Below are 15,223 nucleotides of genomic sequence, written 5' to 3'. Positions count from 1 at the left end.
TTTTCGTTGAACAATATTTTATCACTTGCAAGCGTAGTAGTGCGCTGGCTTTTTAGGAATTCGAGAAGCACTGTCGTTTTTTGCCGGGTGTTTCTCCTTCCATGTGATTTTGAACGGCTTATTATGACAAAGAAGTGATACCCTGAGAGCCCAGTCTCTGAAACTTGGTTACCGCTATCATGTGTATTAACTGGGTGGTTGCAGTGAAGCAGCATGCTCTGTTTCTGCTTTCTTTAACAGTTCGATGACTTCCTCGTCGGTCGTCTGCTCGAACTGTTCATACCAAGATCCGACTGAGAAGAAGGGCTCGGGGGTTTCAAGTACTATTAATTCGTCGACTAAAGGTCTGAGCCGCGAGACTGCCTCGGGAGGGGCGACTGGAACGGCTAGGATTAGCTTGCTAGGATGCATGCGTCTGATTGCATGGATGGCTGCCATCATCGTGTAGCCGGTTGCAATCCCATCGTCCACAAGGATAACCGTCTTGTCTTTGAGCTCAGGGAATGGACGGTCACCCCTGTATATCTTTCGCCTGCGCTCGATCTCCTCTTTTTGACGGCGAACTTCAGCCTCTATGTACTCTTGGGAAACGCCAAGGAGGTGGATCATTTGGTGGTCGAGGAAAGGCTTCTCATCAATAGCAACTGCGCCAATTGCAAGCTCAGGTTGTCCTGGGGCGCCAATCTTCCTTGGGATGACCACATCAAGTGGTGCATTGAGGGCACGGGCAACTTCATAGCCAACGACAACGCCGCCACGGGGAACCGCAAGAACAATGACATCTTGGCCCTTATAATGTTCTAATGCCTCCGCAAGCTGCCTGCCTGCATCTACACGGTCTTCGAATATCATTGGTCCTCCTATTTCTTGTTTGGCTACCAATTAAGCCTTGATTACTATTCCAAGCTCTGCCCCGCACTTTGAGCATTTGCCATCCTGGGTTACATTTTCTACGCGCGCTCTGTATCCGAATCTCGAGACAGCTACGGCCCCGCAGTTTGGGCAGCGGGTGTTTGGGTCGCCGGAAGCCCCAATATTTCCTATATAGACGAACTTCAGGCCTTCTTCGAGGCCAATGTCTCGTGCTAATTCCAGAGTCCTCAGAGGAGTAGGAGGGACGTCAACCAGCTCTGCGCAAGGGAAGAATCGCGTCACATGCCAAGGAGTTAGCTCTCCAAGATTTTCTTTTATCCATCGGGCGATTGCATGCAAGTTTTCAGGCGCATCATTCCAAGTTGGGATTATGTTTGTCACAGTCTCAATATGCATATGCCATTTCTCTTTTGCTAGCTTTGTGGCGTCGAGAATCCCTTGCACAGATGGTATATTTATAAGCTTTCGATAGAAATTGTCATCGAAGCTTTTTATATCTACGCGATATACGTCGAGATATGGCCCAATCATGTCGAGGTGTTCGGGGGTTGCATAGCCATTGGTTACATATATTGTGTGAAGGCCATTCTGTTTCGCCAACTTTGCAGAGTCAAGAGTGTACTCCAGCCAAATTGCTGGCTCATTGTATGTCCAAGATATACTTGCGCACCGATACTCCTTTGCGAGGTCCACAGCTTTTTGAGGACTCACGTAGCGTCCTTCGACTGCTGGGATCTTCACACCGTCAGCATAAGCAATTTCCCAGTTTTGACAAAATACACATCGGAAATTGCATCCAAAACTTCCAAACGACATACTCAGGCTACCAGGGAGGTAGTGATAGACGGGCTTCTTCTCGATGGGGTCTGCATGGGCGGAAGAAACGATGCCGTAGATTGTAGAATACAATTCGCCACCCTTGTTAATCCGCGTTAAGCAGATGCCCATCTTTCCCTCGGCGATGTTGCAGCGGCGCTGGCAGACATTGCACCTGACGCGGTTGTCTGGCAGTTTATCATAAAGAATCGCTTTATGCAGTTTGATTTCCTCATGGATGGCCATATAAAGCCTCCCATGTTATTTCTTCTTTTTTAATGCCCGTTCACGCTGTTTAAGAAACTCGAGTTCGGCTGGAGTAAGGTCATTATTATCATTTGGTTCAACAGTTTTAGCATTTGAGGATGTTTTTATTGCAGAACTGGAGGATTTGACTTCGGTTTTAGTGGATGATTTTTTTGTTGGCTTTTCGGCGATAGTTGCTTCGGACGGCTCAATTTGTGCCTTACTTTCTGCGACGAGGGGGTTCAACTGCTTTGAGCTTTTAATGGCTATAGGTCTTGGTTCGGTAGAGGCATTTTTCTTGTCGTTCTTGATCTTCTCGATATCGCTTGCACTCACTAATATGGTATAGGAGAGCTCGAAATGCTTTTCCTCAGAGGTTAGATGGTTCCTTGCTTCACCTGAAAGGCCATTGAGCCACTTGCGTTTTATTGATTCTTGAATTTCAATGTGGCGTTTTAATATATCAGGTGGAAGGGTTTCTAGATCGACATTGAGGCATACTTCATCGCCTTCGTAGATACGTACAACTGTGCCGCACAAACCGCCAAAGTATCCGTAGAATAGCCCTTTCTTAGCGTCGGCTGGTGTACATTCTCTCGGGATTACCCTAACATAATCTCCTTCTTTTATTTTCATATGATATTCTCCTTAGGGGAAATTTCCTAATTTTGATTGCATTCTTTGAATGCATTCTACCAGAAAATGGTACGGGTTTCCACCATTGGAGCTTGTCAAAAGGAGGCTAACGGCGACGCTGGCGAGAGGACAATATCTTCATGGCTTCGCGGTATTTGACGACGGTGCGGCGGGCCACATTATAACCGCGTTCATTAAGTATTCGAGCGATCTCCTGGTCGCTAAGGGGGTGCGCAGGGTCTTCATTCTCGATAAGTTGGGCAATGATATCTGAGACGGAGTGGGATGAATTGAAGAAGAAGTCGAAAGGCACAACCTCTTGGGTGGGAATCTGGACGTATTTGTTTGCTGTTGCACGGCTGACTGTGGATTCGTGAATTCCAAGCTCTTCTGCTATCTTTACGCGAGTAAGTGGCCTGAGGAATAACTTTGAGCCGGTGTCGAGGAAGCCGTGTTGATGTTCAATAATGCGCTTTGTTATGTTGCGAAGAGTTCTTCGGCGCTGGTTTAGGTTTTTTATGAAAAGATCGGCACGCTCGACGTAGTCCAATATGTGTTTTTTTTCATCTTCCGAAATATTTTTTGTTTTGCCGCTTTTCAAGTCATTGTATATCTGGCGGTAGTATGGGTTTATTGCAAGCGAAAGATGCTCGTTGAAGACGACATCTATCTCATACCCGGTTGGAGTGCGGCGGATGATTACATCAGGGCGAACCGACAATTTAGCATCAGTGGGCTTGTAGTCCCAGGGTGCCACAAAACTGCCGGCAGGATGAGGATTTAGCTTTGTTTGAATGAACCTTAGGGCTGCCCGAACATTCTCAGGCTTTGTCCTTAATTTTCGGGCGATACGGTTGATTTTTCGCCCGACCATTTCTTCCCAGCAATTCTCGACTATGCGTTGGGCAAGCGTGTTTCCTCTACCTTGTTCGTCAAGGTATCGGAGTTGGATGAGAAGACATTCCCGTAAGTCTCGCGCTCCTACGCCAGGTGGATCGAGGGTCTGTAGCACTGCTAGAGCTTCGGCAATCTCATCGTCGCTAGCATTAAGCTCGAGAGTAAGCTCGAGAAGATCGCACTCAAGATAGCCCCTGTCATTTATGTAGTTCACGAGATAATCGGCGATCTCGTAGGTTTTCCCCGTCACTAATGCTCGGAGTTGGTTGCGTAGATGTTCGGGTAAGGTAACATCGGCCTGCAAACTGCTGATTGGGTCATTATCATCATCAGGGTCGAATGTAAATTCAAATTGAGGCTCTATCTCGTAGATTGAGATATCGGTTTCTTCGTCTTGTGTAGCCAGCTTTTGGAATGAGCAGTCCTTGCACATAAAGGGTGCAAGCTCACACCCCGAACAAGGTTCTTCGTCTTCGAGCTCGAGCGCTGGATTTTCTGCAAGTTCCTGCTCGATTGCTTCCTGAAGCTCCAGACTGGATAGCTGCAGAAGGGTATTCGCCATTATGATCTTCGGATCTATCCGCTGTTGCTGTGTTTGAGATTGATCCTGGATCAGCAACTGCTATATCCTCCATTCCGCTCGGCAAGAGCTGGGGGTTTTGCCTCAATACCATTTTCGGTAAAGGCCGCGGAATCTTATAAGATTTCTGGTTGGTGGCAGATATTTGAGGTACAAATCAGCTATCGTATACGCTCTGCTGGAGCTAGGCCACTTCTTCGCTCCCCCAGCGACGCCATCTCTAACGTTTGAATAAAGTATAACCATTTTTTTAACATATGTCAACCTTATACTTGCCTCGCGCCTTTGTTGGTCACTTATTTATGCCTTTTGTTATTTTTAATCACCCCCTCTGAATGTTGTGGCATATTTCTTTGCAATTTGACCTCAATTGTGTAAGAAGATTGGTTGCCACTTTATGGGAAAAATATTGTTGAGGCCAAGATTCACAGACCTAGTCTATTCTCGGTAAAAGCTCATATTGCATTTTACCCAATGTACTGCGAGCATGCAGGTTTTTCACTCGTTCTTTGTGGTAAAGTTAAGCCAGTAGGCTTGACGCCCTGAATAATGCGTGGTTATTGGAAAGCCGGCTGCTATATTTCCGAGTGTTAACGGTTCCCGGCATACGGAGCTGTGAGGGGGTCGCCAACGACTATGTCCTTCCAAAAGATAAACCGAGATGCCATATAAAAACTCTCAGCCAGGTTGAAGCCCGAAATATAACGTTCGAAAAGAATGGAGGGTATGGCTATTGCGCTAAGATATGGCTCGGACACGTAGCCTTTTATCCCAGTGATTCCAGCTGCGATTAAGTCGGCGATCATTGACTGGCCTGCTTTGTAGTAGCCAAAAGATCGGGCACTAGTAGACACTGCGGTTTCCCCAATGGCACCTGGTAAAAACTGGTTTGATCGGTATTTTTTAAAGTCATATGAAGGGTCATTGCTTCCCCATGAAAAGTAGCCCATGATCTTCTTTCGGCCGCCAATAAACTCGGCGGTGTTGTCGAAATAAGAGATGTATCCATTATGGATAAGAAAGTCGTGTGTCTTTCTCATGTCGTCGTTGTATATTCGATAACTACCGCCGTTCTTGGCAGGGCACATATCGAGAATAAATACGCCACGAGCAGCCTTTGCCGCCAATGCTCTATCTACGAGGGCTTTTGCGTCTTTCTTTGTATGGCCATCAAGTCTTGTGGCGAGATAGAATCCGTACTTTTTATGCGAAAAATGTTCTCGCTTTTTAAAGTATGGATTGGGTATTCCTTGTTTAAGGCCTTCAAAAGAAAATCCAAGGTCCATACACATAAGCATGCTGTCTACACTCATGCCGCTATTTCGAAGCTTAATTGGGATGCCTTTTGTGAGCACGAGGTAATCCACAGTCTTATTTAGGCCGGTCTTGGCAAGGTAAGCCTTAACAGGCTTTTCGATGAGCGGGCGGTAGTCTTTGTCATTTAGTTCTTCGGTTGCTGGGCATTTAATGTGGCAAATATTCTTTGTTGGTATGCCCCGCTTTTTGGCGTAATATACGCCGATTTCTTTTGAGTCAGGGCTGTTGTCGTTTATGATAACCAGCACGTTTGCTGGTTTAGCCGCATAACAAAGAGAAAATGATAGACTAAATGTTAAAATCAGGTTTGCAATTATTTGCCATTTCGCAATTTTCACTTGATTTCGCCTTTCTAAGAGAAAGTGTACTCCATAGCTTAGTATAGTATGGCTTAGGGAGAGTTTCAATAGGAGGGGCGTTACGGCTTAGAAAGATCAAGTATAGTGCACGATGTCTGCTTCGCCCACTCGAGAGTGAATGGGTCATGGGTGAGTAGAAGGATTTGGTTTCTAGATGCAAGCTTTCCAAGGAAAAGTAGCGTTCGTTCCAGACGCTCGCGGTCAAAGCTTACAAATGGATCGTCCAAAATAATTGGCAGCTTATGTCCTGAGGAGAGCAACTCTCCACAGGCAGCGCGCAGTGCAAAGAAGACCTGGTCCGAAGTCCCAGTGCTGACGATGGACGGAGCGACGCCAGTTTTTTCCGTACAGTCGAGCGAAATTACCCAATCAGGTGTTAGCCTTACAGCCGTATATCGGCCATTTGTGATGTGGCTGAGACACTCAGTAGCCTTTTCGGAGAGAACTGGGAGGTATTCTTCGGAAACACGTTGAATAACGGCTTCCAAGGCAGCGATTGCTTCGCCATATGCCTTGTTTAGAAACTCTAATTCGGCCTTTCGTTTGTGCAAAAACTCAAGTTCGCCCTCTATGCACGCCATATCTCTCATATTTCTATGCTCTGCCTCGAGCTCGCCCCTTAGTTTGGATAGCCTTTCAGACACATTCGCTGTCGAAGTCAGAAGCGAGGCATGCTCTGACCGCCATCGCTCCGCTTCCTCGGTCGTGGGTGAGTATTCTGCAAAATGTTCCTCCAATTCATGGTTGATTATAGAAAGTTCTCGTGCAAGGTCTGCTTCCTGTTTCTGCCAGTCCTCAAGGTTCCGCCCATCTAGCAGAGTTTTGATGGAAACCTCAAGCTCGTGCGTTCGTGCTGCTCGTGACCGATAAGCTTTTATTCTGGCGAAAGCGCGTTCTGGGTCTGGGCACTTTAGGTAAGCCAGGATGCTCTGTTCCTCAAGGTTGACTGCTTTTAGTTCCTCCTGCGTTGATGTAATCAACTGATTGAGATGTTGGTGTTCGTCCCACCTTTGTAAGCCTTTCGATAGGGCCAGTTTTGCTAGTATCGCAATTGCAGGGATTATTAGCAGGAAAAATAGAGGATTCTTTGCTAAACCAAGAACAATTGCTGCTGCTGCAAAAACTAGTGCTCCTCCCGCCCAAATTGCCTGGGCGAGAGTTCCTGCACGTTCCGGTAGATTCTCTAAGGTTTGTTTTAGTTGGGAAAGACGATCCTCAAGTGCTGTGCGTTTTCCGTAAAGCTTCGCTAGATGATCGGCAATCTCGTCGGCCTTCCCAATAAGGTTAGCGTCCTCCTCAAGCTCTTTTTGTGCAAACTTCAAGTCTGCAAGGCTATCATTTATTTTTCTTACCCGCGCAAAGACGGATTCGTGAAGTTCACCGATTTCCAGTTGCTTTTGCTTGAGTTCGGCCCATCGTTTATGCCGCGAAAGTAGCTCCTCAAGCTCAGAGAGGCGTTTTGATTCGTGCGAAAACTTTTCTTCAAGAAGTCTAATTTCATCCTCTAGCTTTACGATTCGATCCCGGGATGCTCGGGCTTGCGCGAGGGTTTCCGCAAGTTTTTGGAGGCGATTTGTGATGTTTTCGTATTCTCGGGGGTTCTTTGGGCGTGGTGGTCCAATTATATCAGTTTGTTGCCTACGTAGTTTGGATAGAGCTTTGGAAGCTGACCCTTGGGCAGTGCCCGTGAGTACTCGCTGGATTTCATTGCCCACAGATGATAGGCTATTGCTGGTTAATTTGCTTACTTCGGCCTGTCGTATGGAAATTGTGTTGTTAAAGATGGTTTTATCCCTTATGCCTAGGTGTTCCGCAATCTTTCCTTCGACTGCACTTTTTTCAGTGATTACATCAGTCTCCTCTCCTCCTCGGAGAACGCAAAGCCTTTGCACGCCGGCGGTGAGTTTTCGCTCTATTAGAAATGTCTCGCCATCGGTGGAGTAAATAAGGCGCACCAAACAGGCGCCGTCACTGTTCCAATTTTCGACTGCCTGTCCGCGCTCTCGCCCAAAAAGAGCACAGCATATGGCTTCGTGGAGTGTGGACTTGCCAGATTCGTTCGGCCCCCATACTAAGTTGATTCCAGGTGTGAAGGTGAATTTGTGTCCAGTAAACCGTTTGAAATTTGTGAGTTGAAGCTCCAAGAGCTGCATAAGCTATTCCTCAGCCAATGCGGCCAAGCCAAGGTCGAGTGACCGAAGAAGCAAGCGCTTCCTTTCAGGGTCGTTTGTTTTTTCAATCTCTTTTATTAAACGTTCCTTAAAAAGCCCTCTAATTGTCCGGTCGTCATTGTCAACTTTGGTAGACGTAATTAAACCAGATTGGTCAACTGATAGCCAATAGCATGAATCTTTGAATCTCTCGGGCACCTCCTGCAGAGCCGGAATTAACTCGCCGGGCGGTGTCCCTGTTAGGCGTATCTCAACGAGTGCTGCCGGGTTGCATACCTTGCGGATAGCTTCTAGGAGAGCGTCGATTGAATCAAACGATGTGCAGTCTATTTCGACGCTTCGCATGATTCGCCGATTTACCGGCACTTGCTCAGTAGCAACTTTACCATCATCATCTATCTTGCCAATTATTACGTAGCGTTCTTCGGTCTCAGGTGCATCGAAGCTAATGCCTTCAGGAGTGCCTGGGTAGCAAGCAATTACGCTATTGCTGTTAATAAAATTCAACCGGTGGTAGTGGCCAAGCGCAATATATGCCGCAGGTAATTGTGCAAGCTCGGCAGCTGAGAATGGATGGTATCGCTCGATTTGCCCTTCAAAGCTCTCATATGATGAATGAACTAAGATAACTGCAGGTAAATCGGGTTGAAGATTCAGCCCCTCAAAGGCGCGGCGACTCGAATTTTCACGGTCGAAGGCAATGCCAGTTACTATTATTCCAAGGTTGCCGAGGATTTCAAATTGATACTCAGGCGCGGTAAATACTCGAACGCCGTCCATATTAAAGCGTCGCCAGAAGCCTCCTATTGAGCAATGGTCATGGTTGCCTGGGATGGCGAAAATCAGCTTGCCAGCCTCGGTTAGCCGTCGGAAATTCTCAGTCACAGCCTCGATATCCGACGGGTCGGGGTCGGGTCGGTCGAATAAGTCTCCGGCTACCAACAAGAAGTTCACATCGCGTTCAAGCGCTAGATCTACAATTTTGCTGAGCGTCCTGCGTTGGTCGCGCCTCCGCTCCTCGGCGATCTGTGGCGGTAGAAAGCCAAATGGACGGCTGAGATGCAGGTCGGCGGTATGCAGGAAGCTTGCACGGGCCAATTGGAAGCCCTCCTTTTGGATGGGATAGCATTTGGATGCTCATTGCCTTAAAAGGCCGCTTGGTCGGATTATATGCCGCCTAACATAGGTTGTCAAGTACTTTGCACGAATAATTAAATTCCTATATCGCTAAAGCTGGCATATTTTGCTTATTATGGCTGCGGATATGATGCTCTCCGCGACTTCTATCTACCATCCTCATAATGGGGCTGACGTTATGGGGAAATTTCATTGCAGGTGTTCGAAGGTTTTCGTGCATATTTTATTTGTAATTCGAAAACATTTATCATCTGTAAGGGACGTTGCAAATATGCTTTTTATAAAAAGCACGTCTTCCTGGAACTATCCCTTTGCCTTTAGTCGCGAGGCACGCTGCTTGACAGTTGCGTCGGCAACAACACCAATTAGTATTACTGTCCCAATTACTGCAAATTCCCAGAAAGTGGAGATTCCTACTAGTATTATCCCGTTGTACATTACTCGCATTATGCTGGCGCCCACTATTATGCCAAGGATTGTGCCTTCTCCACCACGCATCGAACATCCACCAAGCACTGCCGCCGCAATTGCATACAGTTCATATGCCTGTCCAGTCGTCGCCGGTTGAACAGAGTTCGTATAGGTAGCATAGAGTATTCCCGCCACCCCAGAAAGAAGTGCACATGCTAGATAAGAGGCAGTTTGCATTCGATCGACCTTTACGCCAGCATAGCGGGCTGCATTAGGATTGCGGCCGATTGCATAGAGATATCTACCATAAACTGTATAGCGCATAAAAAAATGCGCGATGACTGCTACTGTGATGAGGATTATCACGGGAACTGGGATACCCCAGAGCGCTCCTTCGCCTAGCATGCGGAAAGATTCGAACTGGTTGCCGAACCCGCGGGTGTCGTCTTCGGTCAGTCGCCGGGCAAGGCCGCGGAAGATAAGCATGGTGCAGAGCGTAACGATAAAGGGTTGTAGTTTGAGTTTAGTAACTAGCATTCCGTGCGCAAAGCCGATGATGACACACAGGGCTAGCACGAAAGTAGTGGCTAAAGCTGGCGGGACCCCTAAAGTGGTCACTAGGTATGCGACTAGGAGGCCTGTAAAGGCGATTATTGAACCTACAGAGAGGTCGATTCCGCCGGAAAGAATAACAATCCCTTCTCCAATGGCAAAGATGGAGAGGAGTGCTATTTGTCGAGTAAGGTTTTGGAGGTTGACCGGCGTTATGAACCTTGGATTGACCAAATAGATTGCTATGCACAGGGCGACCAGAAGTAAGATCATGCCGAGAATTTTCCTCAAGCTGTTATCCCTCCCGTCGCTAGTTGCATGATTTTCTCTTCGCTCATTTCCTCATGTGATAGGAGACCTGTTTGCCGGCCTTCGTGAAGCACAAGCACCCTGTCAGCTAAACCGAGGATTTCCTCTAGCTCTGATGATATCATAATGACCGCCAACCCTGCATCTGCAAGCCCGCGGATAAGCGAGTAAATGTCGCTCTTCGATCCCACGTCAATCCCTCTGGTTGGCTCATCGAGTATCAAAATCTTTGATCTGATGGCAAGCCATTTTGCAAGCGCTACCTTTTGCTGAGTGCCGCCTGAAAGGAGCTCGACACGCTGGTTGATTGTTGGTGTGCGGATATTTAATTTTTTTATCTGCTCCTCGGCAAGCTTCGATTCGCGTCGCTCGTCAAGCCAAAACCGACCGGACGCGCAGAAATCTGGAAGCGATATATTTTCCTTCACTGCCATCTCAAGTATCAAGCCAAGGTATTTCCGATCCTCCGGCACCATCCCAATACCGTTACGGACTGCGTCTAGGGGGCTTTTGATGCGGACGGATTTGCCGCCAATGACGATTTCTCCTGAAAGCGCAGGCTCAATCCCGAAAAGACATCGTGCAAGCTCGGTCCTTCCAGAGCCGACCAAACCAGCGACTCCAAGGATTTCGCCGCGGTTGACGGAAAAGTTAAACTCTCCCTTACATTCGGGAGGGCGGAGTTCCCTTACGCAAATGGCAGGTTCTTCGGTCGGCTTACCGGCTTCGGGGAAAAACCTAGAAATGTCGCGCCCAACCATTAGTCGAATCATCTCATCGCGGCACATCTGCTTCCTAACCAGTTCGCCAACCCGCCGTCCATCTCGGAGAACAACTACCCGGTCGCAGACCTCCTGGACCTCCGAAAGCCGATGCGATATGTAGATCATTGAGACGCTCTGGTCTTTTAGTTTGCGCATCACGGAAAAAAGGTTCTCGGCTTCTCTTGGCGAGAGGGAACTTGTTGGCTCATCGAGCACAAGGATACGTGCGGACATTGAGAGGGCTTTCGCAATTTCCACGAGCTGTTGCTGGCCTGGCGATAGATTCTCGACAATAGTTGTCAGCGGCGCCGCGATTCCGACAGTCTTGGCAAGCTCGCCTGCTTTTTCCATGAGCACGCGGTTTCTTACCAAACAAAGAGGGCTGGCAGTTGGCTCACGGCCGAGGAAAATGTTGGAGGCGATGTCCAAGTTTTCGGCTAGGTTGAGCTCTTGATGGATGATAGAGATACCTAGCGCAAGTGAGTCATCTACAGAGGCAATTCTTACCGGCTTGCCCTCAACAAAAATCTCACCTGAGTCGGCTGGAAAGATGCCGCCAAGTATGCGTATGAGGGTGGATTTGCCAGCGCCGTTCTCACCGACCAGTCCGCATATTTCACCGGTGTAGAGCTCAAAGTCAACATTGTCTAGCGCAAGTACGCCGGGGAAACGTTTTGTTATTCCTTTCATTAAAAGCAGAGGATTTGCCATGAGATGTTGAATCGCTTGACCAGCCATTCTTTTATAAAAGTGAAGGGATTATTATTTCTCTCCCTCTGCCAAATGCTTTTTCAGCTCTTTCCAGAAAGCATCAACGTTGGTCTTATTAATCACTCTCTCTGGGAGATAAATGACCTTATTTTTTGGTATTTTTGGGTCTTCGCCCCTTGCCAGAGCTGCGAGAATGCGCATAGACTGGTAGCCAAATTGGTATGGATTCTGGACAATGGTGGAGAAAATAACTCCATCTTTTATCCCTTGGAGTGTGCCATCTTCCTCATCAAAGACAACGACCTTGATCTTGCCAATCTTGCCTGCCGCCTTGACTGCCTCAGCAATTGCTGGTCCGTTGTAGCTCCAGAGTCCCATGAGGCCGGCAACATCGGGGTGCTTGACAATCGTATTTTCGACATTCTGCTTCGCTTTTACGTGGTCTGCATTGTCGGTGAGTGTGTCAATTATTTGTACCTTTGAGCCCTTAACTTCGTCTATGATTCCCTGCCGACGCTCTCGGGCATTAAGGGCGTCTAGGGTTCCTACAAACAAGACGACTTTGCCACCATTTGGCAGAGCCTTTTTTATTTCCTTGCCTGCAGTTCTGCCCGCTTGGTAGTTGTTTGTGCCGACGTAGCATATCCGCTTTGACTCCGGAGCATCGGAATCCATGGTAATTAGGTTGGCAGACTCAGCAACCTGATTAAGAATGTCAGTTTGGTTCGCGGGGTTAATTGGCGAGATTGCGATGCCAGTAACGCCCTTGACAAGCAAATCCTCTAGGATTTGTTTCTGTTCAGTTGCGTTTCCCTGGGCTGGCATGCGGAAGTCGCACTCGACGTTAAAATCTCTTTCCCCAGCATTGACACCGGCTTTGGCTATGCGCCAAAACGGCGAGACGGTGTTTGAGACAAAAGCAACCTTGACTTTCCCGCTGGTCTTTAGCCCACACGATACAATTGTGAGGGCTATGAGTAGGGCAGCTGGTACGAAGGCAAATCTTTTCATTTGGTCCTCCACTCCGCGAAAGTATTGGGCAATATTTACAACTGCCGAAAACAATGATACGTTATCTAGGAACACGCCGAATTCCTGCACAGAGGCTACAACGCAAGCTTGTGCAAAAATCCTCCAACACTGTCTGTTCGGCGTCTATAATCATTAGGGGCGAATATTCAGGCGATGGTTATTTATCTTTGAAACATATGGGTTTCCTGCAATGTAGAACCGCCAAGGTTTGTCGGTAGCTAGGCGGATGCCGATTCTTGTAGCGGTTACTATTTCGGCGGGAACGTAACCGTCATCGGTAATGAAAAGTTTGCTTAGCGTTAGGTCACGGCCATTGTGGCGGCGGTCAAGCCCGAATGCTCGGCAGAGCTTTCCTGGGCCATTAGCCAGGTTTATTATGTCGTCCGTCCCTCGCTTTTCGGCCATGATTTCGATGCCATCAAGTGGCTCGGCAGCTCGGATAAGCACAGCTTCGCCTACTCCTTTGGGGCCGGTTACCGCATTGAAGCAAAAGTGCATACCGTAAGTAAAATACACATATGCATGCCCTGGCTCGCCGAACATTACAGAGTTGCGTGCAGTTTCCCCTCGTGAGGCGTGGCAGGCGGGATCGTTGCATAGGTATGCCTCGGTTTCAACAATTCGTCCTGCAATTGTTCCGTCGTCTGTTATGTGCACGAGCACTTTGCCTAGCAACGCGCGTGCCACATCTAAGGTATTACCGGCATAAAACTCCCGTGGAAGCGGTTTGAATCTCGAATAAACCATGGTGCAATATTATAACACAGCTAACGCCTTGCATTGAATTGCGTGCCTATTGGACAGAGCTGGCTTGTCATCTTTGTGTTGGCGTTCTTAAAATCGGTATGCTTGCTCCTGTGCCACAAGGTTTAGATTCTCTTACGGCTTGCAAGCAGCTAATTAATAGAGGATGAATCTGCGCCGATGCCGGTTTCCCACTTATCCTGTGCCCATCCTGCTACCAGTACTGGAAACACCATCGCTCCTATAAGCGCCGTGATTCCAACAAAAGCAAAGACAGAGGGAATTCCAAGCCAAGAGCCAATTTTCGCTGCGAGAAGTGGCGCAATCATATTTCCAATCATGTTGGCTGAGGTGTGTATTCCATATGCCCTGCCGCGGAAATGCTCGCCGACTTTTGTGCAGATGATTGCGCCAGTGGACGGGTTTAATGCAGCAAGGAAAATCCCAGCTATAAAGAAGATTCCTGAAAATAACCATACGTTTCTTACAAAAGTTAGAGCAACAGCACACGCACCAGCGCCAATTAATCCGGCCTGTATCGTTCGATTGTAACCTTTTTGTTCGCCAAGTCTGCTCCAGGAGTGGGCGCTCAATATAAATGCACCGGGCAGTAGTGAAAAGACAAACCCGGCAAGCCACCGAGGGGCGTGTCCGCTATTCATGTTCGTTAAGTGAAGCGCCAAAATTGGGTTGATTGCGCCAATGTAGATTCCATAGATCATTACCGTCAACATAATCGAGCTGAGAATGCGTGAGTTGAAAGAGATTATGAAATCTTGGAGTAAGCTTGTCTCCTCCCCTGTACTCGCCTTGTTTGGTTCCTTCACCATTAGCCAGACAAGAATTGCTGAAAGTAGGACAGCGAAGCCTGAGATTCTCATGGAAATCCTATAGCCAACAAGTTCAGCAAGGCCTGCGCCTATCACCGGTCCAATGATAAGACCAGCAGCTGAGGCGGTTTGGGCGGTGGCGATTGAGCGAGGAGCAAACTCCTCAGGCGTATTCGTGGCTATCAGTGCCATCGAAGATGGAATGAAACCGGTCAAAGCCCCGTTTAGGAATCGGAGAATGGCGAGTTGGAGAGGCGAAGTGCAAACGCTCATTGCAAAATAAATCGTGCTGAGGCACATCCCAGCTCGAACTGCCATTGGCTTGCGGCCATATTTATCGCCGAGTTTTCCCCAGAAGGGCAGTGCAATTATGCTGGCACCGGATTGAAGTGCAAAGATTATGCCGACCCACCCTAGAAGCTTTCCTTCGCCAACATTCAGCTCCTTCATGAATAGCGGTAGGAATGGGATAATCTGGTTCCAGCTCACACAGGTTAAAAATATTGTGGTTGAGAGTATTAATAAGTTTTTTCGATAGTAAGGCATAGGTTTGTTTTCTTCGATAACGCCAATTTTTACAGTCCTGTCTGGTTGAGACGTCTTTAAGTCCTAAGCATGGAGAGGGCTTAAAAGTGTTTTATTAATCGTGCATTACGTAGGTTCCTTAGAAACTCCGTTGGGCTCGAGAAGTCCTCCATTTCATTTAAACAAAGACCAATAGCTTCTAGGTGGTGAGCGTCACTTCCGGCGGCTCCGGTTTTCCCATATTGTTTTGCAAACCTTGAAGCTTTCCAATTGAATATTTTAAAAATTGATTTTGCATTGAACACTTCGATTA

13 protein-coding genes are annotated in these 15,223 nt (G+C 47.7%); all 13 read right to left on the bottom strand.

Translation table 11 applies throughout. The features are described from left to right. Nucleotides 1-186: 186 nt before the first annotated feature. Nucleotides 187-852 (bottom strand): phosphoribosyltransferase, encoded by a 666-nt coding sequence (locus tag K6T99_10950; GenBank protein ID MCL6520340.1) that lies wholly within the window; start codon nucleotides 850-852, stop codon nucleotides 187-189. Nucleotides 853-882: 30 nt separating this feature from the next. Further along, nucleotides 883-1,935, bottom strand: coding sequence for an AmmeMemoRadiSam system radical SAM enzyme (gene amrS, locus K6T99_10945; protein MCL6520339.1), 1,053 nt, complete (start codon nucleotides 1,933-1,935; stop codon nucleotides 883-885). A gap of 15 nt (nucleotides 1,936-1,950) precedes the next feature. Then, nucleotides 1,951-2,571, bottom strand: coding sequence for a hypothetical protein (locus K6T99_10940; protein ID MCL6520338.1), 621 nt, complete (start codon nucleotides 2,569-2,571; stop codon nucleotides 1,951-1,953). A gap of 106 nt (nucleotides 2,572-2,677) precedes the next feature. Further along, on the bottom strand, nucleotides 2,678-4,087 hold the full coding sequence (gene rpoN, locus K6T99_10935) for an RNA polymerase factor sigma-54 (protein ID MCL6520337.1): 1,410 nt from the start codon (nucleotides 4,085-4,087) through the stop codon (nucleotides 2,678-2,680). 551 nt (nucleotides 4,088-4,638) lie between these two features. After that, the gene (locus K6T99_10930) at nucleotides 4,639-5,703 is read right to left on the bottom strand and encodes a TIGR03790 family protein (GenBank protein ID MCL6520336.1); all 1,065 of its coding nucleotides are present in this window, start codon (nucleotides 5,701-5,703) and stop codon (nucleotides 4,639-4,641) included. Nucleotides 5,704-5,783: 80 nt separating this feature from the next. Next, nucleotides 5,784-7,877, bottom strand: coding sequence for an AAA family ATPase (locus K6T99_10925; protein MCL6520335.1), 2,094 nt, complete (start codon nucleotides 7,875-7,877; stop codon nucleotides 5,784-5,786). A 3-nt stretch (nucleotides 7,878-7,880) separates the two neighbouring features. Then, nucleotides 7,881-8,993, bottom strand: a complete 1,113-nt coding sequence (locus tag K6T99_10920) for a DNA repair exonuclease (GenBank protein MCL6520334.1) — start codon at nucleotides 8,991-8,993, stop codon at nucleotides 7,881-7,883. A 342-nt stretch (nucleotides 8,994-9,335) separates the two neighbouring features. Continuing rightward, entirely contained in the window at nucleotides 9,336-10,286 is a 951-nt protein-coding gene (locus K6T99_10915; protein ID MCL6520333.1) for an ABC transporter permease, read from the bottom strand. Continuing rightward, nucleotides 10,283-11,779, bottom strand: coding sequence for a sugar ABC transporter ATP-binding protein (locus tag K6T99_10910; GenBank protein MCL6520332.1), 1,497 nt, complete (start codon nucleotides 11,777-11,779; stop codon nucleotides 10,283-10,285). Before K6T99_10910 ends, K6T99_10915 begins: the two co-directional genes overlap by 4 nt. Before the next feature lie 51 nt (nucleotides 11,780-11,830). Next, complete coding sequence (locus K6T99_10905) at nucleotides 11,831-12,790, bottom strand: sugar-binding protein (GenBank protein MCL6520331.1); 960 nt, start codon at nucleotides 12,788-12,790, stop codon at nucleotides 11,831-11,833. Between the two features lie 153 nt (nucleotides 12,791-12,943). Further along, complete coding sequence (locus tag K6T99_10900; protein ID MCL6520330.1) at nucleotides 12,944-13,558, bottom strand: DNA-3-methyladenine glycosylase; 615 nt, start codon at nucleotides 13,556-13,558, stop codon at nucleotides 12,944-12,946. A 149-nt stretch (nucleotides 13,559-13,707) separates the two neighbouring features. Continuing rightward, entirely contained in the window at nucleotides 13,708-14,931 is a 1,224-nt protein-coding gene (locus tag K6T99_10895) for an MFS transporter (protein MCL6520329.1), read from the bottom strand. Between the two features lie 80 nt (nucleotides 14,932-15,011). Next, nucleotides 15,012-15,223 (bottom strand): histidinol-phosphatase (locus K6T99_10890; GenBank protein ID MCL6520328.1); only part of this gene is annotated, 212 nt, incomplete at its 5' end.

Source organism: Armatimonadota bacterium, assembly GCA_023511795.1.
Taxonomy (GTDB): Bacteria; Armatimonadota; UBA5829; order DTJY01; family DTJY01; genus JAIMAU01.
This window is presented reverse-complemented; position numbering and strand designations above follow the sequence as displayed.

Excerpts from the sequence above, each read along its gene's own strand:
- K6T99_10905 (MCL6520331.1), bottom strand. The coding sequence starts at position 12,790 with ATGAAAAGATTTGCCTTCGTACCAGCTGCCCTACTCATAGCCCTCACA.
- K6T99_10925 (MCL6520335.1), bottom strand. The coding sequence starts at position 7,877 with ATGCAGCTCTTGGAGCTTCAACTCACAAATTTCAAACGGTTTACTGGA.
- K6T99_10910 (MCL6520332.1), bottom strand. The coding sequence starts at position 11,779 with ATGGCAAATCCTCTGCTTTTAATGAAAGGAATAACAAAACGTTTCCCC.
- K6T99_10900 (MCL6520330.1), bottom strand. The coding sequence starts at position 13,558 with ATGGTTTATTCGAGATTCAAACCGCTTCCACGGGAGTTTTATGCCGGT.
- K6T99_10895 (MCL6520329.1), bottom strand. The coding sequence starts at position 14,931 with ATGCCTTACTATCGAAAAAACTTATTAATACTCTCAACCACAATATTT.
- amrS (MCL6520339.1), bottom strand. The coding sequence starts at position 1,935 with ATGGCCATCCATGAGGAAATCAAACTGCATAAAGCGATTCTTTATGAT.
- K6T99_10940 (MCL6520338.1), bottom strand. The coding sequence starts at position 2,571 with ATGAAAATAAAAGAAGGAGATTATGTTAGGGTAATCCCGAGAGAATGT.
- K6T99_10950 (MCL6520340.1), bottom strand. The coding sequence starts at position 852 with ATGATATTCGAAGACCGTGTAGATGCAGGCAGGCAGCTTGCGGAGGCA.